We start from the raw sequence: 25,327 nt of genomic DNA on the forward strand, positions 1-25,327 counted from the left end.
ATGCTAACCAGACGGCACATCCGGGTCAAAGTAATGCAGAGCATTTATGCCCTGAGCCTTTCCAAAGCCGGTGACCTGGAATCCTCGGAGAAGTTCCTGCGCAGAAGTATAGGCCAGACCTATACCCTCTACCTGCTGGTTCTCGGGTTGTTCCGGGAACTCCACCTCTATGCGGTTTCCCAGAAGGAAAAAGGGGCCAAACGCTACCTGAAAGAAGCCCCCATGGGCCCGGACCCTGCCAGGCTCGCCGGGAATGTCTTTCTCTCGGCCATTGCCTCGGACAGTTCCCTGGAGGCCGAGTTGGGAAAACGGAAACTGCGGCAGTGGTACCTCAATGAGGAGTATGTCAAAATCCTGTATTCCCAGATCCTTCAAAGCCCGGAATTCGAAGCGTACAGCGCTTCGGAAGGGGGGTGGGACCAGGACCGGGCCTTCATCCTTTCGATTTTCCGGGAGATTATCGCCCCTAACGACAAAGTATACGATTTCCTTGAAGATGAGGGGATTACCTGGGTAGACGACCTTCCATTGGTCAATACCTTTATTATGAAACGCCTCGGGAAAATGAAAGCTACTTCTGCCGAAGGGTTTCTGCTGCCGGCTTTGTTGAAAGGACCGGAGGATATGGAGTTTGCCCTGGAGTTGCTGCGCAAGACGGTCCTCAGGGACGGGGAACTCGAAAAGGAAATCGAGGGCAAAACACCCAATTGGGATAAGGACCGCATTGCTGAGATCGATGCCATCCTCCTGAAGATGGGGATTGCGGAATTGCTGTATTTCCCCTCCATCCCGGAGCGGGTCACCATCAATGAATACCTGGAAATCGCCAAGGAATACTCCACGCCCAAGAGCAGTGTGTTTATCAATGGAATCCTGGATAAACTCATCCGCGAATACAAGGCTTCGGGCCGCCTTAAAAAAACGGGCCGCGGCCTCTTATAAGGAATTAATGCTTATTTTTGACCGAACTGAAATTAAATGCACACCATCATGAGAAAAGCAACTGTCATTCTGAGTGTTCTGGCCCTGACGGCCTTTACTTCATGCAAGGACAAGGCTTCTGAGAAAATAGATGCCGCCAACCTGGAAGTGGCCGCACAGCGGGACGAGGCTTCCAAGAACGTAGCTGTCATGACATTTGACCGCTCCGAACACGATTTTGGAACCATCGAGCAGGGTGCTGCCCAGGAAACCGTTTTCGGGTTTACCAATACCGGTAACGCCCCCCTGATCATTACCAGTACTTCCGCCAGCTGCGGCTGTACCGTACCGGATGCCCCGGTAAACCAGCCCATCGCCCCAGGGGAAACGGGAGAGATCAAGGTGAAATTCAACGGCTCCGGAAGTGGCCAGGTAACCAAAACGGTAACCATCCGCGCCAATACCTCCAAAGGTGCCGAGATGTTGCGGATCAAGGCGTTTGTCAATGCCCGCACCGGAACGGCTCCCGCCACTATGGGCCCGGTTTCCCAATAAGATAATTGCGTAACAAATAACTATTAGATATGGAGGGCTTCCAGCAGTTTCTCCCGATGATCCTCATATTTGCCGTGGCGTATTTTTTTATGATCCGCCCGCAGATCAAGAGGCAAAAGGACGAAAAGAAATTTACCCAAAACCTCAAGCGGGGGGATAAAATCGTTACCAAAAGCGGCCTTCATGGCAAGGTCGTGGACCTGAACGACAGCGATTTTTCCTGCATCATTGAGACCATGGCCGGGCGCCTTAAGTTCGACCGGTCTGCCATTTCCATGGAGATGAGCAAAAAACTCAATACCCCTCAGCAGAAGTAAACGGACAGCTCCCATTGTTCCGAAAGAAAAGCACCGGTAACCCCGGTGCTTTTTTTTACAAAAATCCCTACCTTTTACAGGATAAACCTTCCGATATGTATTCAAGACGATCCTTCCTTAAAACAGGGACCCTGGGGGTCTCTGCCACTGCAGCCAGCCTCGTGGTGCCGGCCTCCCTCTGGGCAACACCCAAACGTATTCTGGGGGCCAACAACAGACTCAGACTTGGCCTGATAGGGTGTAACGGGATGGGCTTTTCCAACCTCACTTCCTTTATGCGGCAGCAGGATGTAGAGGTGGTGGCCCTCTGCGATGTGGACCGGAATGTGCTGGAACGCCGGCAGGCCGATGTGGCTGGAGGGGGAAGGAAAAAACCCGAAGGCTATACCGATTATCGGAAACTGCTGGAGCGCAAAGACATCGATGCGGTCATCATCGGGACCCCTGACCACTGGCATTGCCTGCAGATGGTCCATGCTCTGGACGCCGGCAAGGATGTGTATTGCGAAAAGCCTATAGCCAATTCCATAGAAGAGGCAGACCGGATGCTTGGGGCCGTGCAGCAAAGCGGGAGGATGGTGCAGATAGGGCAGTGGCAGCGGAGTCAGCCCCATTTTGTGGACGCCATCCAATATGTGCATTCCGGGGTGTTGGGCCCTATCCGCCTGGTGAAGGCCTGGGCCTACCAGGGTTGGATGATGCCCGTTCCGTTGAAACCAGACACCCAGGCTCCTGAAGGTGTCGATTACGATATGTGGCTGGGCCCAGCCCCTAAAAGGGCTTTTAACCCCAACCGGTTCCATTTCAATTTCCGGTGGTTCTGGGATTATGCCGGAGGGCTGATGACGGATTGGGGGGTGCACCTGATTGATTATGCCCTTTACGGGATGCAGGCGACCCAGCCGAAATCGGTTATGGCTTCAGGGGGTAAATTTGCCTATGCAGACGATGCTTCCGAAACCCCGGATACCCTGCAGACCGTGTACGAATTTGACGGTTTCAACCTGCTGTGGGAGCATGCCACCGGCATCGATGGGGGCAATTACGGCCGCAACCATGGGATCGCCTTTATCGGGAACAACGGTACCCTTGTACTGGACCGGGGTGGCTGGGAAGTAATCCCCGAGGTGGAACACGAAAGTTGGAGGCAACTCAGAGACCAGCCGAAGATCGAAGCGGTTCCCACCCGCTCTGCCGAGGGCAGTGGTCTGGACCTGCACACCCTGAATTTTGCCGAAGCGGTCAGAAGCAGGGATGCGGGAATCCTTAAAGCACCCATAGAAGTCGGGTACCATGCGGCGCGGGTGTCGCATATGGGGAATATTGCCTTTAAATCCGGCAAACGGCTCTTCTGGGATTCGGGACAGGCAGCCTTCACCGACGCCGGGGCCAATGCCCTGATGCAGGCCGAATACCACAATGGCTGGTCCTTGAAGTAGTCCGGGAAAGGGCCGTCCTTAGCACTTGCGATACTTGTCGTTTAACCCGATGCCTTCCCGGATCATGGGCAGGATTTTTGCCATCCGCTGTTCCCGGGTAGCCTCCCGTTTTGCTGTCCCGATATATTCAGCGAAGTCCTTTTGCTTGTATGGAGCCAGAGCCTGGAAGGCCTTTTCGAGGGTTGGGTTGGCTTTTAGTGCTGTCTTCAGCGCTTCGGGTATGACCAGGGATTTTCGGGGGGAAGGTTCCAATTTCAACCCCTTCCGGGCATTCTCAACAGCTTCGGCTACATAGGCCTGAACAGCCCTGGGGTCGATCTCGGCGGCCGAGGTGAATTTCCAATGGCGCATGGCCTTTGTTTTGCCTTCCTGGACGTTTTCCAGCACCCCCAACGGGTCCGATAGGAAAACCCCGTTAAAGAACCACAATCCAAAGTGCTGTTTGAAGGCCATAACACCCAGTACATTCTGGTTGTTGTGCGTATATACGGGCGAGCCCCATTTGAGGGTTTCCTCCACTTCGGCCTTCAAGACGATTTCCCTTAACAAGGCCAGTCCTTCCCGGAAAGGGCCATCCTTTTCGAAATACGCCTCTATTTTTGCTGCTTTGTCCATGTTTCCGGCGGTTTGGAAGCAGTAAGTTCGCAAATTTTTACGATTACGGCTACAGCCTTCTCCATACTCTGGACCGGGACGAATTCGAACTTCCCGTGGAAATTATGCCCGCCCGCAAAGATGTTCGGGCAAGGGAGCCCCATGAAGCTGAGCTGGGAGCCGTCCGTGCCCCCCCGGATGGGCTTAACATTAGGGCTAATTCCAATGGTCTCCATGGCTTCCCGGGCGACTTCCACGATGGGGAATACGGGCATGATTTTTTCCTTCATATTGTAGTACTGGTCGGCCATATCCAGGTCCACCGGGGTGTTATGGCGCTGGGAGGCTTCCCGTACCCGTTGCTCGAGCAGCGCCTTTCTCGCCTGAAAGGCCTCACGGCTGTGGTCGCGGATAATCAGGGAGGCCGTAGCCTCCTCCACGTGGCCGGAAAGGTCGTGGATATGAAAAAAACCTTCCCTTCCCTCGGTGCGCTCCGGGACCTCTTCCCGGGGGAGTTGGTCCAGGATTTCCCGTAGCACGGTGATGGCGTTGATCATCCGGTCTTTGGCATACCCCGGGTGTACGCTGCGCCCATGTGCCCGGATGGTAGCCTTGGCCGCATTGAAATTTTCGTATTCCAGTTCGCCGATCTGGCTCCCGTCTACTGTATAAGCCCATTGGGCGCCAAAAGCGGCAACATCGAAATGGTGGGCCCCACGCCCGATTTCCTCATCCGGGGTAAACCCGACCCGGATGGTTCCATGGGGGATTTCCGGATGGGCGATCAGGTATTCCATAGCAGTGAGGATCTCGGCAATCCCGGCCTTGTCGTCCGCGCCCAGGAGGGTGGTTCCGTCGGTAACGACCAGGTCCTGCCCGGTATAGGCCCGGAGCTCCGGGAATTGGTCCGGGGATAGCACGATGTTTTTTTCGGCGTGCAGGACGATGTTCCCCCCGTCGTACTCCTCCACAATCCGGGGCTTCACGTTAGTTCCGCTGAAATCGGGGCTGGTGTCGTAATGGGCTATAAACCCGATTACGGGTACCTCCCAGGAGGTGTTTGAGGGCAGGGTAGCCATGATATATCCTTTTTCGTCCAGCGTCACCGCTTCCATACCCATCTCGCTCAGTTCCCGGAAGAGCCTCCGGGCCAGGACCCATTGTTTATCCGTACTGGGGGTGGTGTCGGAACCCGGGTCGCTTTGGGTGTCGGTCTGTACATAGCCCAGGAATCGTTTCAACAGGTTTTCCATATACTTTTTAGGGGGTTTCGGAGTTAATAGCTTTAGGGTAAAGGTACTTTAGGCCCGGAAAAATACGAAGAATGAAGCAACACTCTTTTAGTCTGCTACTTGCCCTTTTCCTGGGCAGTTTCCTGGTACAGGCCCAGGATTGCACCCTTGGGATAGGGGGTAGGGACACCGACATGATCATCGCCGTTTTCGAGCTCGATTCCGTACAGCAATCCCGTCTGTCCCAGTGGACGAAGGAACTGGAAGCTGTTAACACTCCCCTGGAGGAGAAAGCCCGGATCCTGTTGGATACCCACCCCCAGAAGTCCGATGAGGACCTTGCAGCCCTGGGCCAGAAATTCGATGTGCTCAAGCAGGAAATGATAGCCAACGCCACCCGGTTTGACCGACTGCTGCTGGGGACGTTTAATGAAGCGCAATACGAGCGGTATGCTCAGCTTTGCAGGGAGGTTTACCGTGCTCCCATGGCTCCCCTGAGGCAGGAGTGATACCCTGTTGATCTTATGGGATAAGTTTCCTTTTTCCTTCTGGCGGTAACACGTGGAAGTTTGTACTTTTGACCAAATTCCACCGCCCCCATGTACAAAACCCTATTGCGCCCCCTGTTTTTCCTGTTCGATCCGGAACGGGTGCACCACTGGTCGTTTGCAGCCATCCGTTGGGTGCATACACTAGGTTTGGGAGGCCTCATTCGCCGGCTTTACACCCTGGAGGACCCCCGCCTGGAGCGGGAGGTTTTTGGCCTCAGGTTCCCCAACCCTGTGGGGCTGGCCGCCGGATTCGACAAAGACGCCCGTCTGTACAACCAGCTGTCGAATTTTGGTTTCGGATTTATCGAAATCGGCACCCTGACCCCCAAGCCCCAGGACGGCAACCCCAAAAAAAGGCTTTTCAGGCTACGCGCAGACAAGGCCATCATTAACCGGATGGGGTTTAACAACAAGGGGGTATTTGCAGCCGTGGAGCAACTGAAAAAGGAACATAAGGTGCTCATTGGGGGCAATATCGGGAAGAACAAGATTACGCCTAACCGGCAGGCCGTAAAGGATTATATGATTTGCTTCGAGGCCCTATTTCCCCACGTGGATTATTTTGTGGTAAATGTTTCCTCCCCCAATACGCCAGGGCTTCGGGAACTCCAGGATAAGGAGCCCCTTACCGAACTGCTCCAGATGATGAAGCGGGAAAACAGGCAATGTGCCCAGATAACCGGATCTGCCGAAAAGCCCATCCTGCTGAAGATTGCGCCCGACCTCACCGATTCCCAACTACTGGATATCATCGAAATTGTTAGGGCTTCTGGCATTGACGGGGTTATTGCGACCAATACAACCATCGCCCGCGAAAACCTGCGTTCGGACCTGTACCTGCAGGAGGAGACAGGAGGACTTAGCGGGCAGCCCCTCAGAGAGCGCGCTACCGAGGTCATCCGTTTTTTACATGAGAAGAGTTCCGGTTCCTTTCCCATTATTGGCGTGGGTGGCATCCACTCGGCAGAAGATGCCCTTGAAAAATTGGATGCAGGTGCCAGCCTGGTGCAGTTGTGGACCGGATTTATTTACGAGGGCCCCGCGTTGGTGCGTCGGATCAACAAGGCGTTGCTGCAGCGGGCCACTTGATTACTTTGGTCCGCCCGTCCAGTAGTCTACTACTAAAACATCTTCTATATGCGGCCCTGCCAGTTCTGTGAAGGCAATGTGGTCCGGGTTTGGCAGGTAGGCATCCCGGTCCGCTTCGGAGGTGAAGGTGAGCATAAAACAGTGCGTCAGCTCCTTATTCAAGCCTTCGGGACTATTGTTCAGGCCCCATTCCATATCATGGATTCCAGGTATTTTGGACGGGAGTGCGAGGAAGGCTTCCCGGATAGCATCCAGGGTATCCCCGGTGGTTTCCGCTTTGAACTTAAAAAGGACCACGTGTCGTAGCAGTCGTTCGTTGGGCTCTTGGGTTTGCTGGGCCCCGGAGGAGGTGATGGATCCTACCAGGACACAGATAAGGATGGCTTGGGTTAGGGGTCGCATGGGCGGCGTTTTATTGGGGAAAGATAAGCAAAGAAAGGTTATGGGTCCGAGGCGTGTTTTTTATGCAGGGGGGGACCCCCCACCCGCCCACCCAATTCCAACTTAACCCAACTCCCTGCACCCTGCCAGCAGTCACAAGCCCAAAACCAATCCCCGGGCCCGGGAAGCACTATTTATAGTACTTTTATACCCCAGAGAACAAACCATGCCGGAGCAGGTAAAAATTGTGGAATGCCCCCGGGATGCCATGCAGGGCATCCGGGACTTTATCCCAACAGAGGCTAAGGTTCGCTACTTGCAAGCCTTGCTGGGGTGTGGCTTCCATACGCTGGATTTCGGTAGTTTTGTCTCGCCCAGGGCCATCCCCCAGATGGCCGATACCGTCCAGGTATTGGAGGGCCTGGACCTTAGCCGTACCCGTACCCGGTTGCTGGCTATAGTGGCCAACAGAATGGGCGCCGAGGAAGCGTGCCGTTATCCGCAGATCGAGTATCTGGGGTACCCCTTCAGCATCTCGGAGAATTTCCAGATGCGCAACACCCATAAAACCATCGCGGAATCCATCGGGATACTGGAGGATATCCTGGAACTTGCCGCCCTGAACGGTAAGCAGGTGGTGGTTTATATCTCAATGGGGTTTGGCAATCCGTACGGGGATCCGTGGAGTCCTGAAATCGTATCGGAGTGGACCGAGCGCCTTGCAGCCATGGGGGTTTCCATCCTCTCCCTTTCCGATACGGTGGGGAGCTCTACCCCCGATGTTATCGGGTTGCTTTTTTCCGAACTGATCCCGCGCCACCCGAAGGTGGAGTTCGGCGCCCATCTCCATACCCATCCCACCACCTGGCACGAGAAAGTGGATGCAGCCTTCCGGGCCGGATGCCGACGCTTTGACGGGGCGGTACAGGGTTTTGGCGGCTGTCCCATGGCCTTGGATGAACTCACTGGCAATATGCCCACTGAAAAGATGCTTTCCTACTTTACTTCCCAAAAGGTGGAAACCGGCGTCAAGTGGATGGCCTTTGAGGCAGCATTCAACAAGGCCACTGAACTCTTTTCTGCCTACCACTAATAAAAAACCCCGGCCGTTTCCGGTCCGGGGTAAGTGCAAACAAACACATATCAATATTGCAGGATAATCCCCGCATACACGCCAAAGGGATGCCCCGGCCGCAGGCCCGCAGGTACCCGGGCCACGGCGTAGGTTTCATCCAGCAGGTTCAGGATATTCCCCGTAAAGGTCACATGTTCGTTGAGGTGGTATTTCCCGCCAAAATCCAGAACAAAGTTGGAATCCACCCGTTGGTTTGCCGGGATATCCCCTCTGCCGGCCTGGGTCCGGAAGGCCCCTGCATACCGCGCATTGAAATTCAGTTCATAAGCGCTGTGCTCCAGACTTACGGAAGCGTTCCACTGGTTGCGGGAAATATAAGGCATCTCATCCCCGGCCGTTACCGTCCCCCAGAGTTCATCCTCGCTGCCGAAACTGTTCAGAAATTCGGTGTCTGTAAAGGTGTAGCCAAAGGTCACAGGCAGGGAAAACCGCTCGTTGTTCTGCATCAGGTTGTAATTCAGCAGGAGTTCCAGGCCGCTAACGCGGACCTCTCCGGCATTGAACTGGTCCAGGGATCCGGTACCTCCGGTGGCTGCCAGGTCACTGCCCAGCAGGTTGCTGTAATCGTTGTAAAACCCGAGAACTTCCCCGGTAAATCCGGCATAGCTGAAGCGCGTACCCAATTCGTAGTTGATGCTTTCTTCCGGTTGCTGGCCTTCCTCATTTCCGGGAGGGGAGAAGCCCTTGTGGATCCCGCCAAAGACAGAAATGTTCGGGAAGTTGTAGTTAAAGCCCATCCCTGGGATCCAGACATCCACCCGGTTTTCGCGGGTGCTCAGGTCGGTTCCAATCCGGTCCGGGTCTGCAGTGCCGAAGTTTTCGCGGCCCAGGCGCATGTTTTCATAACGGAGGCCGGGGGTGAGGGTCAGGTTGCCCACCTTGAACTTGTACATGGCGAACCCGGCAAAGGCAGTGGCATCGCTTATGCGGTTGGCGTCCGTGCCGGGAACCCCTGAGGTGGTCAGGGCCATATCCCCGTTCAGGATGGCATACCGGTCTACCCACTGGAAGCGGTCTTCTTCATCGTAGTGGTACCGCAGCCCTACTTCCACGTCGTGGAAGGTTTCTTCGCCACGCCAGTGGATATCGATTTTGGTCTGTACCCCGGTGGAGAGATAGTCCCTGTTGTTGGCCTTCACGGCCAGGGCGTCTGAGGGACTGTCCGATACTCCCCTCACCACATCGTAGTAACTGCCAAAGTTGGATGGGTCTTCCATAATGTCTGCAATGCCTACCCGCTCCCCACCCAGGGTAAGGTCGTTTAGTTTATACCAGTTGCGCTGGAATTGGTTGCGGTACCCCACAGTGGTAATCCTGAAATTCGGGTTGATATCCAGAACGTGGGTGAGCATGAACTGGGTGTGCTCGGTAGCCATATTGTCTTCGGCAGAGGCCACATAGCGCCGGAAAGGGTCCGCGTCAAAATCGGCCTGGGTAAGCCCCAGATAAGTCTCGTCTGAGTCTTCGTCCGAGTATTGAAACTTGAGTTCCAGGGCTTGTTTTACTTCTCCTTCCGGGTTGAGGTTTACCCGGAACTTGGCTACCAGGTCATTGCGGTCAAAACCGGTATCCCCACCGCCGTCCAGGTTTTTAAAGCCATTGGAATTGTAGTTGAGGTATTCCACCGAGTACCCGAAGTATTTACGGCTGTCGCCCAGCTGGGCGTGCAGTTGTGCGCTCTGGAAGCTGCCGTAGCTGCTGCGGACATAGGCCTTGAATTTTTCTGGGACCTCCGTGCTGATCATGTTGATGGCACCTCCTGTGGTATAGGGCCCGAACTGGACCTGGCTGCTGCCTTTGAGGACTTCCACCGCCTGCATCCGCGCGATGGTTGGGAAATAATAGGCTGCGGGGGCGCTGTAGGGGGCAGGGGCGATCAGGACGCCGTCTTCCATAAGGGTGATTTTGGAGCTGCGTTCCGGGGAAGTGCCGCGCAAACTGATGTTCGGGCGGAGCCCAAACCCGTCCTCCTCATAGATATTGACCCCGGGGACGGCCCGGAGCGTACGGTTGACGTCTGTGAAATTAAACTTGGCGATTTCCTGGGGGGAAATATAATAGGATGAACCCGTGCGGTTGCGGGCTTCGAATTTACTCCCGAAAATAACCTTCGCCTGAAGGACTACTTCGCTGAGGTTAACGGTAGGGAAAGGGGGCAGGCTATCGTTCTGTTGGGCTGTGGTCAGTAGCCCGGATAACAGGAGCAGGAGGGAGGTTAATCGTTTCATCTGTTTATTTAGACTGGTTAAAAATATATCGCAAATGTAGAAGCTCATATTTGAATGACCAAAGTTTATTTAGAATAATTAAAAATAATATGACAAACGTCATGTCGGGTTTCCTGTCCTGTTCCCGGCCCGGATGGACCAACTGCGCAACTGCGGAGAAATTGTAGTATATTTGCACGCAATTAATCCTTAATTGCCATGGAAGCCCACCACGCCAAGATTCTCGGAGAAGGCCTCACCTACGACGATGTCCTCCTGGTTCCCGCCTACAGCGAAATCCTGCCCAGGGAAGTTGATATTACCACTCAGTTTACCCGCAACATCCGCATCAATGTTCCCATTGTATCCGCGGCTATGGATACGGTAACCGAATCCCGGATGGCGATTGCCATGGCCCGGGAAGGGGGTATCGGGGTCCTGCACAAGAACATGACCATAGACCAGCAGGCGATGAAGGTACGGCGGGTCAAAAGGGCCGAAAGCGGGATGATCCTGGACCCGGTCACCCTCCCAGCCGACGCCCTGGTGCGCGATGCCAAGGCGAGTATGAAGGAACACAGTATTGGGGGTATCCCCATTGTAAGCGACGACGGAACCCTTATCGGAATCGTGACCAACCGGGACCTGCGCTTTGAAAAAAACAACGACCGGCCCATTTCCGAGGTTATGACTTCGGAGAACCTGGTTACCGCGGCTGTGGGGACCTCCCTGGCCCAGGCCGAGGACATCCTCCAGGAAAATAAAATCGAGAAGCTCCCGGTGGTGGATAAGGACAATAAGCTGGCCGGCCTTATTACCTTCCGCGATATTACCAAACTCACCCAGAAACCCATTGCCAACAAAGACCAGTATGGCCGCCTGCGCGTCGCCGCTGCCCTAGGCGTAACAGCCGATGCCCTGGAGCGGGCCGGTGCCCTGGTAGGGGCCGGGGTGGACGCAGTGGTTATCGATACCGCCCACGGGCACACCAAAGGGGTGGTGGGCATCCTCAAGGCAGTGAAGAAGGCGTATCCGGACCTGGATGTGGTTGTAGGTAATATTGCCACCGCGGAAGCCGCCCGCTACCTGGTAGATGCCGGGGCAGATGCGGTAAAAGTCGGGATTGGTCCGGGCAGTATCTGTACCACCCGGGTAGTAGCCGGGGTAGGCTTTCCGCAGTTTTCGGCTGTGCTCGAAGTGGCTGCCGCCATCAAAGGCAGCGGGGTACCTGTTATTGCAGACGGGGGCATCCGCTATACGGGAGATATCCCCAAGGCTTTGGCCGCCGGTGCCGACTCCGTTATGCTGGGGTCCTTGCTGGCCGGGACCAAGGAATCCCCCGGGGAAACCATCATCTATGAGGGTAGGAAATTCAAAAGCTACCGGGGAATGGGCTCTGTTGAGGCCATGAAGGAAGGCAGCAAGGACCGCTACTTCCAGGATGTGGAGGACGACATTAAGAAGCTCGTCCCGGAAGGCATTGTGGGGCGGGTTCCCTACAAGGGAGACCTGTTTGAAAGTATCCACCAGTTTGTCGGTGGCTTACGTGCCGGGATGGGTTATTGCGGGGCCGCAGATATCCCTGCGCTCCAGGAGAAGTCCCGGTTTGTAAAAATTACTGCGAGCGGTATCCATGAGAGCCACCCGCACAACGTGACTATTACTAAAGAATCCCCGAACTACAGCAGGTAGCGGAATTCCTTCAGAAAAGCAAAAACCCGGCCGCCAGGCCGGGTTTCTGTTTTATTGCGGTATCCTTAGCGACTGCTGCCGCTATAGGTCTGCCAATCTTTGTCTTTGTAGATGTTATCCCCGAAATACCGGGCAATTTTCATAAAGGCCTCCGGTTGCTGGTACCCCGGGACAGGGGACAGCATGTTGAGGTTTTCATCCAGGAAAACTACCGTGGGGTAGCTCAGCCGGCCCTGGAGGAGGGCAGCCGCCAGTTCGTGATAACCGCGCCGCCCCTGGGGGACAAAGGAAAAGGTCTTGCCCTTATAGACAATGGGCGCCTGTTGCTCGGCATCGAGTTTTACCATCAGGAAATTCTCCCGCATATAGGCGGCTACCTCCGGGTTCTGGAAGGTATCCTTGTCCATGCGCTTGCACCAGCCACACCAATCGGTGTAGACATCCACAAATATTTTTTTGGATTGTTGCCCGGACTCGGCCAGGGCTACGGCCTCTTCCCAACTCATCCATTCCACCTGTTGGGCACTTACCGACCCGGAGGCCAGCAGTACCACGAGAAAGAGGTTTAGTACGTGTTTTTTCATATCGGGTATCTGGGGTTGCTATTTGGGTCGCAACCCTTTATAAAACCTAACGCTCCGGGATGGGATTTATTTCACCTCCCGATGGGTCATTTCCGACGCTGGGCTCAGGTCCGCTTCCACCTGGTTGCGGATCAGGTCCTCGAAGGTTTCCCGCTTGCGGATGAGCTGTGCCCGGCCGTCCTTCCACAGCACCTCTGCCGGGCGGTACCGGGAATTGTAATTGCTGGCCATGGTAAAGCAGTAGGCCCCTGCATTGCGGAAACACAGGATATCCCCTTCGGCAATCTCACCGATGCGCCGGTTACTGGCAAAGGTATCGGTTTCGCAGATATATCCCACTACGGAGTAGTAACGCTCCTTGCCTTCCGGGTTGGAAAGGTTGATGATTTCGTGGCTGGAACCGTAGAGCATGGGCCGGATCAGGTGGTTAAACCCGGAGTCTACCCCGGCAAATACGGTGGAGGTGGTCTGTTTTACGACATTTACCCGGGTCAGGAAGTAACCGGCCTCGGAAACCAGGAATTTCCCGGGCTCGAAGGCGAGTTCCAGCTCCTGTCCATAGGCTTTACAGAAGGCGTTGAAACGCCCCCCTAGTTTTTCGCCCAGCTCCTCTACATTGGTCTGGATATCCCCTTCCTTGTAGGGTACCTTAAAGCCGCTGCCGAAATCGATGAAATTCAGGTCTTTGAAATGCATTGCGGTTTCAAATAGGATTTCGGAGGCATAGAGGAAGACATCGATATCCAGGATATCACTGCCTGTATGCATGTGGATCCCGTTGATTTTCATCCGGGTGAGTTCCACAATCCGGAGCAGGTGGGGGATTTGGTGGATGCTGATCCCGAACTTCGAATCGATATGGCCAACGGAAATCTTGCTGTTGCCCCCTGCCATGACATGGGGGTTGATGCGGATGCAAACCGGGATGTCCGGGTGCTTGCTGCCGAATTGCTCCAGGATGGAGAGGTTGTCGATGTTGATCCGGACCCCCATGGCGGCCGCCTGTTCGATCTCTTCGAGGGAGACCCCGTTTGGGGTGTAGATGATATCTTCCGGTCGGAACCCGGCCATCAGGCCCAATTGTACCTCCTGGATGGAAACCGTATCGAGCCCGCTGCCCAGCTGGTTCATCAGCCGCAGGATGGACAGGTTGGAGAGGGCTTTGGCCGCATAGTTCAGTTTCAGACGTCCCACGCTGCTGAAGGCAGCTGTAAGGCGGTTGAACTGGCTCTGGATTTTACCGGCATCATATACGTATACCGGGGCCCCGTAAGTCTCTGCAATTTGCAGTAAATCCTGTCTTTGCATCTCTCATGCGATTTGCGCAAATCTAATTTATTTGGCCGGTGTGGGCCAAAAAAAAGAAAGTGAATCTATAAAATCAAACAAAATGTTATAAATAAAACTTTCAATTTTTGAATCATCTTGAATATTAGGTTGCCGCGTCGTAGCTTTAGGGATATGATATTGCCCCTTTTTCCACTACAATCCGTCTTCTTTCCGGGGGAGACCGTGCCCCTCCATATTTTTGAGGAGCGTTACAAGTCCCTGATTTCCGATTGCCGGCAGCACGCCCGTACCTTCGGAATCCCGGTATATCTCAATGAGACCATTTCACATGGGACGGAAGTACAACTAAAAGAAATTGTAAATACCTATGCCGATCGGTCTATGGATGTGGTGTGCGTGGCCAGGCAGGTATTCCGGGTGCTGAGTTTCCAGCCGAGGATGGAGGGGAAGCTATACCCCGGTGGAGAAGTGCAATTCCTGGACACGTTAAACGATGCGGATGCATCGCTGACGGAGGCGGTAATCCAGGCCTGCGGGGTTTTGTACGGCCTTATGGACCTGCCTTTCGGACCTGTTCGGCGGGAGGTTTTCAACAGTTTTTCCCTGGCCCATAAAATGGGATTATCCCTGCAACAGGAATTCGAGTTGCTCTGCATGCCGGGGGAGCGCGAACGCCTGGAGTTCCTGCTGGCTCACCTGAAGCAAACGGCGACCGTGATGGAGCAGCTTAACCGCACCCGGGAGCGCATCGGGATGAACGGGCATTTCCGGAATTTTGACCCGCTGGACTTCGAGGGTTTGACGCTATAGGGATTGGGAGCCCGGTGGTGCCGCTGGTGCGTATTCAGGTCATCTGCAAACCGTCTATAACGGAAAAAGCCCAAACGTGCAGCGCACGTTTGGGCTTTTATCGCTTTTTTTGAGGCATCAATCGCCGTGGCCGCCACCGCCGCCACCGCCGTCGTTGTGGCCGCCGCCACCGCCGCCGCCGTTGTGGCCGCCACCGCCACCGCCGCCGCCACCGCCGCCGCCGCCTTCTTTAATGCGGATATCCATGTAGGTGAGGTTGTTTTCAAAGTCAATAACACCACTTCCGCCTCGTCCACCTTCCGCGTCCTCGGATTCTTCAGAAACTTCTTCCTCTTCCGCAATCAGGATTTCCGTCATTTCGTCAAAGAAGGTATTCAGGGCTGCCGGACCTCCTTCTTCGTCGAAGCTGAAGGTAATCCGATAGGTACCTGCGCCTTCATTCAGATGCCGCAGGTTCCAGGTATATCCATAAATTATTTTGCCTTTCACGTTAACCTCGGCATTGTAATACCCGGGCCCGTCTGCCGCTTCATATACGGCCATGTTTAACAGGGGTGAGTTAATGAGGGTGGTATCCTGCTGGGCGCTTACCCATCCTTCCTTCGGAATCCAGGTAAGGCTGCCTTCCGGGATGGAATCCCGGTCCACATTCAGTTTTTGAATGGTAAGCCGGGCGTTGTGAGAGTAAACGGTTGCCTGGGTTCCGGGACCGTAAACAATGGCGCTGTCTAGGGTAGTTTGAAGACCGTGGACTTCGTCTTCGCCCCAGCCGCTGACATGCCGCATGGCGTATTCCAGGACAGGTTCAGCCAGATTTTCATAAAGGACTACCTCGGTCCGTACCATGGAACGGATGTTCCAGTCTATGGATTCCAGGTTGTCGCCCCAGTCCACCAGGTCCACATTCACCGGTTCAGTTGCCGGGAAATTGGCAGCCTGCCAAACGTTGGAAGCAACCTTTTGAATGTACGCCTTATAGATGTCGCTTCCGTCCGCGCCTGGCTCGCTGGCATCGGCACACAGGTAGGGAATGATGCTATTGGGCTGGCAACTGTAAACCGGGAAACTGGGATCGATGGGGTCTTCGCCCCAGACATACCACCATTCCCCTTCGAGTCGTGCTTCGCCTTCTATTGGCGGTTCGCGAAGGGTTTTTTCAAACCCATCCGACCAAATGACAGGAAATGAGAGGTTGTTGCCTTCGGTGGGTTCCTCCGATACGGCAATCTGGACGTTTTCAATGAAGTCCTCGAGGCTGCAACTGCCCTCTTCTACGATGACTTCCTCCGTTGTACAACTTGAGGCAAAGAATATTAGAATGATACTCTGAACCCCGCCTGAAATCAATCTGAAAATTTTCATGACTTATTTTTTATTGGGTTACTATTTTCAATCCCATTTTCAGATTCCCTATGATGTTTCAAGCCCTCAAATTCTATTTTCCATGCCAGAATACTTCCGGATTTTAATGCTGGTCGTTAAGGTACCTTTAACACCTGGCCTTTACAATGACCGCCATCATTTCCATCGACCCGGGTCTGCCATGACTCCGGTCATTTACAGCGGTGGGAAGGATCGCCGGTGGGGGCGCAGTGTTTTTGCCCGGGAGGAGATTCCCCTTGAAATCCATTAGGGGAAATGCCCTCCGTTTGCTATTTTTGCAACCAACTACCGAAAAAGACAGACATGAACTTACACGAATATCAGGGGAAGGAAATCCTGGCGAGTTTTGGAGTACGGGTGCAACGCGGGATTGTGGCTCACAATGCCCAGGAAGCGGTAGACGCCGCCAAGCAGCTCACCCAGGATACCGGTACCAGCTGGCATGTTATCAAAGCCCAGGTCCACGCAGGTGGCCGCGGCAAGGGCGGGGGCGTTAAACTCGCCAAAAACCTCAAGGAGGTGGAGGAGATTGCCGGGCAGATCATCGGGATGAACCTGGTAACCCCCCAGACTTCGGCCGAGGGCAAAAAGGTGCACCAGGTACTGGTGGCCGAGGATATGTACTATCCGGGCCCCGGGGAAACCAGCGAATACTATATGTCTGTATTGCTCAACCGGGCTACGGCCAAGGTCATGATTATGTACTCCCCGGAAGGAGGGATGGATATTGAGCAGGTAGCCGAAAAGACACCACACCTGATTTTTACCGAGGAGATAGACCCCGCAACGGGGATCCTGCCTTTTCAGGCGCGGCGGGTAGCCTTTAACCTGGGGTTGTCCGGGGCGGCTTTCAAGGAGATGGTCAAGTTTGTCATGGCCCTTTACAAAGCCTACGAGCAAAGCGATGCCAGCCTTTTTGAGATCAACCCGGTACTGAAGACTTCCGACGACAAGATCGCGGCTGTAGACGCCAAGGTAACCCTCGATGACAATGCCCTCTACCGCCGTAAGGCGTACGCCGAGATGCGCGACCTGCGGGAGGAGAACCCCATAGAGGTGGAAGCACGCGCCGTGGGCCTGAACTATGTGGACCTGGACGGAAACGTGGGCTGCATGGTAAACGGTGCCGGCCTGGCCATGGCCACCATGGACCTTATCAAGATGGCTGGCGGGGAGCCCGCCAACTTCCTCGATGTAGGGGGTACTGCAGATGCCAAAAGGGTGGAAGAAGCGTTCCGCATCATCCTCAAGGACCCCAATGTAAAGGCCATCCTGATCAATATTTTTGGAGGGATTGTCCGTTGCGACCGGGTAGCTCAGGGGGTGGTAGATGCCTACAAGAACATGGGGGATGCCATTAAGGTGCCCATAATTGTCCGCCTGCAGGGTACCAATGCCGAGCTGGCAAAGGAAATCCTCGACAATTCCGGCCTAGCGGTCCATTCTGCCGTGCAGTTCCAGGAAGCTGCCGATAAGGTAAAGGAAGTACTGGCCTAAAGCCCTCATTCGGCTATAGCATATAAAGGTTGCGACAGGGTTTCGCAACCTTTTTTTTATGCCCGGGCACCCTGGTGTTACCCTGGGTTTATCATTGGGTGAAGTTCCGGTTTACCCCTTGCCCAGCCCATTTTCCCTTCCTTACTTTGGCCCTGTGAAAGGACGGTAGCAATGCCTAAAAGAGTGTTAATCCGCACGCTTTCCTGTAACAAGGCCATGGCCCGGGGCGTCCTTTCCATATACATTCATCAATCATCAATCAAAATCGAAACATCATGAAGAAAATGTTGATTACTGCCCTGTTGGGCGTGCTGTTGGCCGCTCCGGCCTTCGCAGCCCCTGAAAAAAGTGTTGAACCCCGTGCCCCCTTTGCCGGCCAGATCGAATTTCTGCTGAGTCAGAACGCATTCGAATCGGGGCAGGCAGACCTCACGGCCAAGATCCTTTTTACCTTCGATGCCTCCAACCGCATCCGGATACTGGAAGTGGAGAGCCAAAACCCTGGCCTGGAGTCTTTTGTAATGGAAAAGCTCGAAGGGCGTAAGGTCTATGTAGACCAATCCCTGGAAGGGAAACGGTTTGTACTCCCCATTCGCGTCGCATCGTAATGCACCTAAGGCCCTTCTCACCAAAGGGCCTTTTGTTTAGGGAATCCGCTAGAAGGCTTAATAAAATTGCGGATTATCTAAAAAATGAACTAAAAAAGTGTTAAAACCGAAATTACCTGTAACGGCGTCCGCATGACGTCGTCTTTTAGGCATACATTCATCAATCATCAATCATCAAAACAAACAAGTCATGAAAAAAGCAAGTGTATTCTTCGTAGCCGCAGCCCTGATGTTCTCCGCCAGCGTTTTTGCCACAGAAGGCAAGAATTCGGTTAAGGAGCCCGAAACCAAAATCGCCTCCGAAATCGGTCAAATGCTCAAAGACAACAATATTGTCTTGAATGAGGACCAGGACCTGTCCGCCTATGTGCGCTTTACCGTAAACACTGAAGGGGAAATCGTCGTACTTTCCGTCAGGACCGAAGACAGCAAGGTGGAATCCTTCCTGAAGGCCAAGCTCAATTACAAGGATGTAACCGGGGCAGGCCTGCAACAAGGCAAAACCTACGAAGTGCCGATCCGCTTTACCAGCTAACCTCCCATGAGAGGTAATAGACCCCGGCCCTTAGCGCCGGGGTTTTTTATTTCCGGGATTTGCCTTCCGCGGGCGTTGTATACGAAAAAGGCGTCTTTGGAGTTTATAGTATACAGGAATCTCTAGGACAACTATGGCGAACTACAGGGAAAAACTTGGCATCCTCTCGGAAATGATCACCTTTGCCCGTGCCGACAAGGCCATTGCAGAGCCGGAGTTCTATTTCCTGTTGGGGGTCTCCCGCCAATTGGGTATTACCCGTCAGGATTTCGATGCCTTGCTGGATGAAGGAGTCAACACCGTGATGCCCAAAAGCCAGATAGACCGGATTGTCCAGTTCCACCGTCTGGTCCTGCTGATGAATGTAGACCAGCAGCGGCAACCGGAAGAGGTCCGCAAACTCAAGGACATCGGCCTGCAGATGGGACTTCCTCCGTCGGCCATTGACCAGGTTCTGACCGTGATGCATCAGTATCCGGACAAGATTGTCCCCCCGGAGGTAATGATGGAGATCTTCAGGTCTCATTACAACTAGGAAAAAAGCTAAAACTGTCAATACGACAGTATTCCTGGTAAAACACAAGACAAAACGACAGTTTGTTAGCGACGGTATAGCATTTGCTTTACAGTGGGTGCAGGATAGACCTGCAGTACGATGTAAAACATAAAAATGACTATACCATGAGTTTGATTCGCAGAAATCCCGGCTTATTTCCCAGTATCTGGAACGATGTATTGACCCCGGACTGGTTTGGCGGCACAGACTTCCAGAACCATACCCTGCCGGCGGTTAACATCCGTGAGGCGGAAACCCATTTTACCCTGGAGCTGGCTGTTCCGGGCATGAAAAAGGAAGATTTCAACATTGAGATCGACGATGACGTGCTCACCATTTCCATGGAGCGCGAAGCCGAAAAACAGGAAGAGGAGAACGGGTATACCCGCAGGGAATTCCGCTACAGCAGCTTCAAGCGGGCCTTTACCCTGCCGGAAACCGTAAATGAGGACGCTATTGAGGCGGAATATACGGACGGAATCCTTCGCTTTTCGCTCCCGAAGCGCGAAGAGGCCCTTCCCAAGCCGAAAAGGCTTATTGAAATCGCATAACGATATTATGTCCGGCCCTCCTAACGGGCCGCATAATGGTTGGTTTGTTTAGTTGGTTAGTTAGGAAAGCGCCCCGGGAACCGGGGCGCTTTTTTTATTCCTGCTCCTGGAGCTGTCGGATTTGGTCGCGCAACTGGGCTGCGGTCATAAAATCGAGTTCCTTGGCGGCTTTTTCCATGGCTTTGCGCTTCTGGCGGATCAGGTCTTCCCGCTGCTGGGCAGTCATGTAAGCCGGATCAGGCTCCTTGGCTTCCTGTGCCTTTTTCTCGAAGTGGAAGGTGGAGACGGAGTTTTTCGCCAGGGCATTGTCCAGGCTTTTCTCCAGGGCCTTTGGCGTGATCCCGTGTTTCTTGTTGTAGGCCAGCTGCTTTTCCCGACGGTATTGGGTCTCGTCTATGGTCTTCTGCATGCTGTCTGTAATAGTGTCCGCATACATGATGGCTTTACCGTTGAGGTGGCGTGCGGCCCGGCCCACGGTCTGGGTCAGGGAGCGGTTGCTTCGTAAGAACCCTTCCTTGTCTGCATCAATGATAGCTACCAGGGAGACTTCGGGCAGGTCGAGGCCTTCCCGCAGCAGGTTTACCCCCACCAGCACGTCGAAGATGCCCTTGCGCAGGTCCTGCATAATTTCAACCCGTTCCAGGGTATCCACGTCGCTGTGGATATACCGGCAGCGAATATCGATCCGGGTCAGGTATTTGGTGAGTTCCTCGGCCATCCGTTTGGTCAGCGTAGTGACCAGGGTGCGTTCGTCCCGCTGTACGCGCTGCTGGATTTCCTCCACCAGGTCGTCTATCTGGTTTTCGCTGGGCCGCACCTCGATGACCGGGTCCAGCAAGCCGGTTGGGCGGATGACCTGCTCTACATAGACGCCTCCGCTCTTTTCCATTTCGTAATCGGCCGGGGTGGCACTTACATAGATCACCTGGCTCTGCAGGGCCTCGAATTCCTCGAATTTCAGGGGCCGGTTATCCAGGGCTGCCGGCAGGCGGAAGCCGTAGTCCACCAGGTTTTCCTTGCGCGACCGGTCCCCCCCGTACATGGCGTGCACCTGGGGGATGGTCACGTGGCTTTCATCGACCACCATCAGGTAGTCGTCCGGGAAATAGTCCAGCAGGCAGAAGGGGCGTGTACCCGGTTCCCTCCCGTCAAGGTATCGGGAGTAGTTCTCAATGCCGGAGCAATACCCCAGCTCCCGGATCATTTCCAGGTCGAAGTTGGTGCGTTCCTCCAGGCGTTTGGCTTCCAACGGCTTCCCGATTTCCCGGAAGTAGTCGATCTGCCGTACCAGGTCGTCCTGGATCTGGCGGATGGCCTCCTGCAGGATGTCCGGGGAGGTCACAAACATGTTGGCGGGGTAAATGGTCAGGGTTTCGTAGGCCTCTATGACCGTATTGTTATAGGGGTCGAAGGCTTCGATCTCCTCGATCTCATCCCCGAAAAAATGGATGCGGTAGGCGTGGTCCGCATAACTGGGGAAGACGTCCACCACATCGCCCTTTACCCGGAAATTCCCGTTTTTAAAGTCGGCAGTGGTCCTGCCGTACAGGCTCTGGACCAGCATTTGAAGCAATTTGGTCCGGGCCAGTACCTGGTCGCGCTCCAGGCGGATGACATTTTTCTTGAATTCCACCGGGTTCCCGATCCCGTAGAGGCAGGAAACGGAGGCCACCACCAGTACATCCCGCCTTCCGGAAAGCAGGGAGGACGTTGCGCTGAGGCGGAGTTTTTCAATCTCCTCGTTTATCGAGAGGTCTTTCTCGATGTAAAGGCCACTGCTGGGGATATACGCCTCGGGTTGGTAATAGTCGTAATAGGAGACGAAGTATTCCACGGCGTTGTTCGGGAAGAACTGTTTGAATTCCGAATAGAGCTGTGCCGCCAGGGTTTTGTTGTGTGCCAGCACCAGAGTGGGCCGCTGTACTTCTGCCACCACGTTGGCCACGGTAAAGGTCTTCCCCGAACCCGTTACCCCGAGCAGGGTCTGGTAGCGGTCTCCCTCCCGGATACCCCCGGCCAGCTGGCGGATGGCTCCGGGCTGGTCTCCGGTGGGTTTAAAGGGCGAAACAACTTGGAACTTCATCTTGTAAAAATACAAAGGAGGCAGGGGGCTGGCAAGCCTTATCGTTTCAAGGCAAAGTAACCCCGGATGATCTGTTGCTGCCTTGAGATGGCCTCAAACCAATACACGGTGGAAGGCAGGGGCCTCCCGTTTAGTTTCCCGTCCCACCCCTGGGTTTCCGGATCCAGCTGCAGGATCAGGTTGCCGTAGCGGTCGAAGATATGGATGGAAGCCATTTGGGCGTCCTGAATGTCTTCCGGGGGCTCGTATTTCCACAGATCATTGTAGCCATCATTATTGGGGGTGAAAAAGGCCGGGAAATCTGCTGCGCTCAGGCGCCGGGTAAGGGTTTTTTCACTGACGAAACAGGCATCCCGGTCCCTTACGTAAACCGTATAGGTGTCTAACGGGAGACCTGTAAATACAGGAGAGGTCTGGAACCCGCCATCGGGGTCCAGGGCGTATTCGAAATCTCCCTCGCCGGCTACTTCCACCACGATGCGCAGGCCATCGGGCTCCCGGGTAATCGTGGCCCCGTTTATTTCCGGGGGACGGGCCTCCACCACTTCAAAATCCCTGAGGATATTGCACACGGTAAACTCGTTCAGGGAGCCCACCAGGTTGTAGACTTCAAGCCGGTAGGACCCGGTTTGGGTGGCTTCAAGGATGTTTTCCGTACCGATGAGGGTTTCCTGTCCGCCAGGGCCCAGGCGGTACCAATTGTATCCGTCCGCCAGACCGGGGGCCGATATCTCCCGGCTGGTCTCCCCGGGGCATAGGGAAAAGCGTTCGGGGAAGCCCGACACGGTGGGCTCATGGAAAGAGCAGTCTACCAGGGAAGCCCCGGTGGTAAAACGCTGGGTCGGGCAGGTTCCCGGGGCGGGACCCAGGCGGTTGTATGGCGTGATACTCACGTAGATGTCTGTTTCTGTGGGGAAATTACCCGGGGGGTTAAACGTCAGGCGGTTCCCAACGTCCCTGTTGTCCAGGATATCGGTGCCTCCGGGGGTGGTGCCCACACTGATGCGGTACCCCGTGGCCAGGGGAGCATAGGCCCAGGTAAGGGCGTCGTTTACCGGGTATCCAGTGGCCCCTTCTGCAGGCTCCACCAACCGGGTACACCCCGGAGGCGAAGGAAAAGGTGCAGTGCGGAAACTCCAGCCGGGGCAACTCACCTGGGAGCCGTCCGAACGGATCAGGATAAAACTCAGGTATACCACCGTGTCCTCGGGCAGGCCCACTTCCGGGGTATAGGAAGTAATAGGGGAGGAGGTGCGGTTGGTGAGGATATCCACTCCTCCCGGGGTAGTACCTATGGAAACGATAAAGCCAGTAGCTGTCCCGGGGGCGGTCCACGAAATGGCGGCATCCACGGGGACATTCTGTTGGCCGTCTGCCGGAAATACGGGCCTGGGGCAGCTCTGTCCCTTGGCAGAGAACCCCGCCAGCACCAGCGCAAAACACCATAAAACACCCTGGCACTTCATTCCCTTACCGTTTTAAAACAAAATGTCCGTGGATCTCTCCTCCATTGCGGTCCACCGCCCTGAACCAGTAGTTATTAGGGGGGAGTGGCCGCCCGTTGACCGTTCCGTCCCACCCCGGGGAATCCGGTCCTATTTGGGCCAGCAGGGACCCGTACCGGTCAAAAATGAAAATTTCCCGAACTGGGTTGAGGCCGGATTCCGGAACGATGTACTGCCACCGGTCGTTGGTGCCGTCCCCGTTAGGGGTAAAGAACTTGGGAAAGCCCTCCACGGTCAGGTCCGGGGTTACCACTACCTGGTCTGAACCGCATCCGTTCTTATCTCTCACATGGATGGTATAGGTGTCCAAGGGTAAGTTCTCGAAGCGGTTACTGTCCTGGTAGGGCCCGGCAGGATCCTTCAGGGCAAATTCGTAGTCCCCGGAACCGGAGACCTCGGTGGTAATGCTGATTACGCCTACCCCCAGACGGACATCGGTATCTCTTATTTCCGGGGCTTCCGAGGCGGTAACCCGGAACTCTGCGGAGGACGCGCACTCAAAGGCGCCGGAAGGGCCGGAATAGCTCCTGTAGGCCTCGTACCGGTACAATCCCTCTCCGGGCACTTCGAAATCCTCGGTCTCGGCCAGCAGGCGCTCCCTGCCCGGGCTGTCGATGATATACCAACGGTACCCGTCCGCATCTCCCGTGGCGCTCAGGGTGGTCACCGCATCCCCCAGGCAAATGCCCACAAGCTCCGGGAAGTCGATTTCAGGGCGGAGGTCTACCAGTTCCCCCGTGCCCGGGTCGAAATACGGACCGCACCCCAGGATGGTGGAGAAGGTCTCCTGCCCGCAGCCTATGGCTTCCCCGGCCGTATTGAAGGGGATTATCCGGATATAGTAAATCCGGTTGGGCTCAAAGTTGATCACATTGGTGAGGTTGGTAAAAAAGCGCACATTGTCCAAAACGTCATTGTCAAAGGGGGAGGTGCCGATGGAAACGATATAGCCATCGGCCCCGGCAACGGCCTCCCACTCCAGCACAGGGGAAAGGGGGACATTGCTTTCCCCGTTTACCGGGCTGACCATTTGTGAACACAGCGGCAGGGTCGCCAGGGGCCCGGTGGTGAATTGCTCTTCCAGGCAGGCATCCGCATCTCCGTTGTCGTTGTAGGGGACGATGCGCACGTATATAGTTGTTTCGGCCGGGAAATCCGCAGGCGGGTTATAGCTCAGGACATTCCCCACGTCGGTCAGGGGGAGGATTTCACTGCCGCCCGGGGAGGTACCGATCGCCAGGCGGTACCCGCTTGCCGTAGGGCTGTAGGACCAGTTCAGATTGGAGGCCACCGGGATATCCGTACTCCCGTTGACCGGGCTTCTCAGGGCTGTGCACGGCGGTGGGAGGGTTACATCCTCCGTAGTAAAGCTGAAGGGGGCACAGGCGATATCCGGCTGGTTCAGAAAGAGCAGGTAGAGACTGACGTACATCTGGGTATCGTCCGGCAGGCCGAAGGGAGGGGTAAAGGTCGTGGCCGCACCTACCGTGGTCAGGGGCAGGACCTCGTCTCCGCCCGGGGTGGTACCAATGGCGATGCGGTATCCTGTAACCCCTTCCACCGCTTCCCAGCTAATGCTGGCAGAAACGGATACACCTGTACTTCCCGGCAGGGGAGACAGGATGGCGGGGCATTGCTGGGCTGCCGTATGGAGCCCAAAAAGCAGCCCGGCGGTACATAGCAATTTTTTAAACATTTCCTTCGGTCCAGGAGGGGTAAAGTACGAAATAATCCGTAAATCGGCCCCTGGGTACGACAAGTGGCAGGGCTTTGAAGGTGAACGGTTTACCCGATGGGGAAGGCCGGGTAAGC

24 protein-coding genes are annotated in these 25,327 nt (G+C 55.0%); 14 read left to right on the forward strand and 10 right to left on the reverse strand.

Annotation, left to right across the window (positions count from 1 at the left end):
- From nusB to CA832_RS11635, 4 genes are all read left to right on the forward strand, one after another.
- The gene (gene nusB, locus CA832_RS11620) at positions 1–942 is read left to right on the forward strand and encodes a transcription antitermination factor NusB (protein WP_088341778.1); all 942 of its coding nucleotides are present in this window, start codon (positions 1–3) and stop codon (positions 940–942) included.
- 48 nt (positions 943–990) lie between these two features.
- Entirely contained in the window at positions 991–1,476 is a 486-nt protein-coding gene (locus CA832_RS11625; protein WP_088341967.1) for a DUF1573 domain-containing protein, read from the forward strand.
- Between the two features lie 29 nt (positions 1,477–1,505).
- Entirely contained in the window at positions 1,506–1,793 is a 288-nt protein-coding gene (gene yajC, locus CA832_RS11630) for a preprotein translocase subunit YajC (RefSeq protein WP_088341779.1), read from the forward strand.
- Positions 1,794–1,888: 95 nt separating this feature from the next.
- Positions 1,889–3,232: a Gfo/Idh/MocA family protein gene (locus CA832_RS11635; protein ID WP_088341968.1), complete on the forward strand. Its 1,344-nt coding sequence runs from the start codon at positions 1,889–1,891 to the stop codon at positions 3,230–3,232.
- An 18-nt stretch (positions 3,233–3,250) separates the two neighbouring features.
- On the opposite strand, the gene CA832_RS11640 is transcribed toward CA832_RS11635, so the two are convergent.
- Together CA832_RS11640 and pepT are read right to left on the reverse strand one after the other, a co-directional pair.
- Positions 3,251–3,847: a YdeI/OmpD-associated family protein gene (locus CA832_RS11640; RefSeq protein WP_088341780.1), complete on the reverse strand. Its 597-nt coding sequence runs from the start codon at positions 3,845–3,847 to the stop codon at positions 3,251–3,253.
- On the reverse strand, positions 3,826–5,079 hold the full coding sequence (gene pepT, locus CA832_RS11645) for a peptidase T (RefSeq protein ID WP_088341781.1): 1,254 nt from the start codon (positions 5,077–5,079) through the stop codon (positions 3,826–3,828). The genes CA832_RS11640 and pepT overlap by 22 nt, the downstream gene beginning before the upstream one ends.
- A gap of 71 nt (positions 5,080–5,150) precedes the next feature.
- Between pepT and CA832_RS11650 the strand changes: the two genes are divergently transcribed.
- Together CA832_RS11650 and CA832_RS11655 are read left to right on the forward strand one after the other, a co-directional pair.
- The gene (locus CA832_RS11650; RefSeq protein ID WP_088341782.1) at positions 5,151–5,567 is read left to right on the forward strand and encodes a hypothetical protein; all 417 of its coding nucleotides are present in this window, start codon (positions 5,151–5,153) and stop codon (positions 5,565–5,567) included.
- A 90-nt stretch (positions 5,568–5,657) separates the two neighbouring features.
- The gene (locus tag CA832_RS11655; RefSeq protein WP_088341783.1) at positions 5,658–6,698 is read left to right on the forward strand and encodes a quinone-dependent dihydroorotate dehydrogenase; all 1,041 of its coding nucleotides are present in this window, start codon (positions 5,658–5,660) and stop codon (positions 6,696–6,698) included.
- Here the strand turns inward: CA832_RS11655 and CA832_RS11660 are convergent, their stop codons facing one another.
- Positions 6,699–7,100 carry a Dabb family protein gene (locus tag CA832_RS11660; RefSeq protein ID WP_088341784.1) on the reverse strand — a complete coding sequence of 134 codons (402 nt, stop codon included), beginning with the start codon at positions 7,098–7,100 and terminating at the stop codon, positions 6,699–6,701.
- Positions 7,101–7,305: 205 nt separating this feature from the next.
- Between CA832_RS11660 and CA832_RS11665 the strand changes: the two genes are divergently transcribed.
- Complete coding sequence (locus CA832_RS11665) at positions 7,306–8,172, forward strand: hydroxymethylglutaryl-CoA lyase (RefSeq protein ID WP_088341785.1); 867 nt, start codon at positions 7,306–7,308, stop codon at positions 8,170–8,172.
- 50 nt (positions 8,173–8,222) lie between these two features.
- Here CA832_RS11665 and CA832_RS11670 read toward each other — a convergent pair whose 3' ends face one another.
- Positions 8,223–10,442, reverse strand: coding sequence for a TonB-dependent receptor family protein (locus tag CA832_RS11670; protein WP_088341786.1), 2,220 nt, complete (start codon positions 10,440–10,442; stop codon positions 8,223–8,225).
- Positions 10,443–10,640: 198 nt separating this feature from the next.
- Between CA832_RS11670 and guaB the strand changes: the two genes are divergently transcribed.
- Positions 10,641–12,113 carry an IMP dehydrogenase gene (gene guaB, locus CA832_RS11675; RefSeq protein WP_088341787.1) on the forward strand — a complete coding sequence of 491 codons (1,473 nt, stop codon included), beginning with the start codon at positions 10,641–10,643 and terminating at the stop codon, positions 12,111–12,113.
- A gap of 65 nt (positions 12,114–12,178) precedes the next feature.
- Here the strand turns inward: guaB and CA832_RS11680 are convergent, their stop codons facing one another.
- Positions 12,179–12,697, reverse strand: a complete 519-nt coding sequence (locus CA832_RS11680) for a thioredoxin family protein (RefSeq protein WP_088341788.1) — start codon at positions 12,695–12,697, stop codon at positions 12,179–12,181.
- A gap of 66 nt (positions 12,698–12,763) precedes the next feature.
- The gene (gene lysA, locus CA832_RS11685) at positions 12,764–14,005 is read right to left on the reverse strand and encodes a diaminopimelate decarboxylase (RefSeq protein WP_088341789.1); all 1,242 of its coding nucleotides are present in this window, start codon (positions 14,003–14,005) and stop codon (positions 12,764–12,766) included.
- Between the two features lie 153 nt (positions 14,006–14,158).
- On the opposite strand from lysA, the gene CA832_RS11690 reads away from it, so the two are divergent.
- A complete protein-coding gene (locus tag CA832_RS11690) occupies positions 14,159–14,797 on the forward strand; it encodes an LON peptidase substrate-binding domain-containing protein (protein ID WP_088341790.1) in 639 nt (212 codons plus the stop codon).
- A 117-nt stretch (positions 14,798–14,914) separates the two neighbouring features.
- Here the strand turns inward: CA832_RS11690 and CA832_RS15150 are convergent, their stop codons facing one another.
- Positions 14,915–16,159 (reverse strand): hypothetical protein, encoded by a 1,245-nt coding sequence (locus CA832_RS15150; RefSeq protein ID WP_198944480.1) that lies wholly within the window; start codon positions 16,157–16,159, stop codon positions 14,915–14,917.
- A gap of 324 nt (positions 16,160–16,483) precedes the next feature.
- Between CA832_RS15150 and sucC the strand changes: the two genes are divergently transcribed.
- From sucC to CA832_RS11720, 5 genes are all read left to right on the forward strand, one after another.
- A complete protein-coding gene (gene sucC, locus CA832_RS11700; protein WP_088341791.1) occupies positions 16,484–17,677 on the forward strand; it encodes an ADP-forming succinate--CoA ligase subunit beta in 1,194 nt (397 codons plus the stop codon).
- Positions 17,678–17,952: 275 nt separating this feature from the next.
- Positions 17,953–18,285: a hypothetical protein gene (locus CA832_RS11705; protein WP_088341792.1), complete on the forward strand. Its 333-nt coding sequence runs from the start codon at positions 17,953–17,955 to the stop codon at positions 18,283–18,285.
- Positions 18,286–18,475: 190 nt separating this feature from the next.
- The gene (locus CA832_RS11710; protein WP_088341793.1) at positions 18,476–18,820 is read left to right on the forward strand and encodes a hypothetical protein; all 345 of its coding nucleotides are present in this window, start codon (positions 18,476–18,478) and stop codon (positions 18,818–18,820) included.
- A gap of 133 nt (positions 18,821–18,953) precedes the next feature.
- Positions 18,954–19,355, forward strand: a complete 402-nt coding sequence (locus CA832_RS11715) for a hypothetical protein (protein ID WP_088341794.1) — start codon at positions 18,954–18,956, stop codon at positions 19,353–19,355.
- 146 nt (positions 19,356–19,501) lie between these two features.
- On the forward strand, positions 19,502–19,927 hold the full coding sequence (locus tag CA832_RS11720) for an Hsp20/alpha crystallin family protein (protein WP_088341969.1): 426 nt from the start codon (positions 19,502–19,504) through the stop codon (positions 19,925–19,927).
- A gap of 94 nt (positions 19,928–20,021) precedes the next feature.
- Here the strand turns inward: CA832_RS11720 and uvrB are convergent, their stop codons facing one another.
- From uvrB to CA832_RS11735, 3 genes are read right to left on the reverse strand one after another with little or no spacing between them, the layout of a single operon-like run.
- Complete coding sequence (uvrB, locus tag CA832_RS11725; RefSeq protein WP_088341795.1) at positions 20,022–22,010, reverse strand: excinuclease ABC subunit UvrB; 1,989 nt, start codon at positions 22,008–22,010, stop codon at positions 20,022–20,024.
- Positions 22,011–22,048: 38 nt separating this feature from the next.
- Positions 22,049–23,476, reverse strand: a complete 1,428-nt coding sequence (locus CA832_RS11730; RefSeq protein ID WP_088341796.1) for a T9SS type B sorting domain-containing protein — start codon at positions 23,474–23,476, stop codon at positions 22,049–22,051.
- A gap of 4 nt (positions 23,477–23,480) precedes the next feature.
- Positions 23,481–25,199 (reverse strand): T9SS type B sorting domain-containing protein, encoded by a 1,719-nt coding sequence (locus CA832_RS11735; protein ID WP_158211926.1) that lies wholly within the window; start codon positions 25,197–25,199, stop codon positions 23,481–23,483.
- Between the last annotated feature and the right edge of the window lie 128 nt (positions 25,200–25,327).

Origin of the sequence: Robiginitalea sediminis (assembly GCF_002198115.1) — a bacterium.
In the GTDB taxonomy this organism is placed as follows: Bacteria; Bacteroidota; Bacteroidia; order Flavobacteriales; family Flavobacteriaceae; genus Robiginitalea; species Robiginitalea sediminis.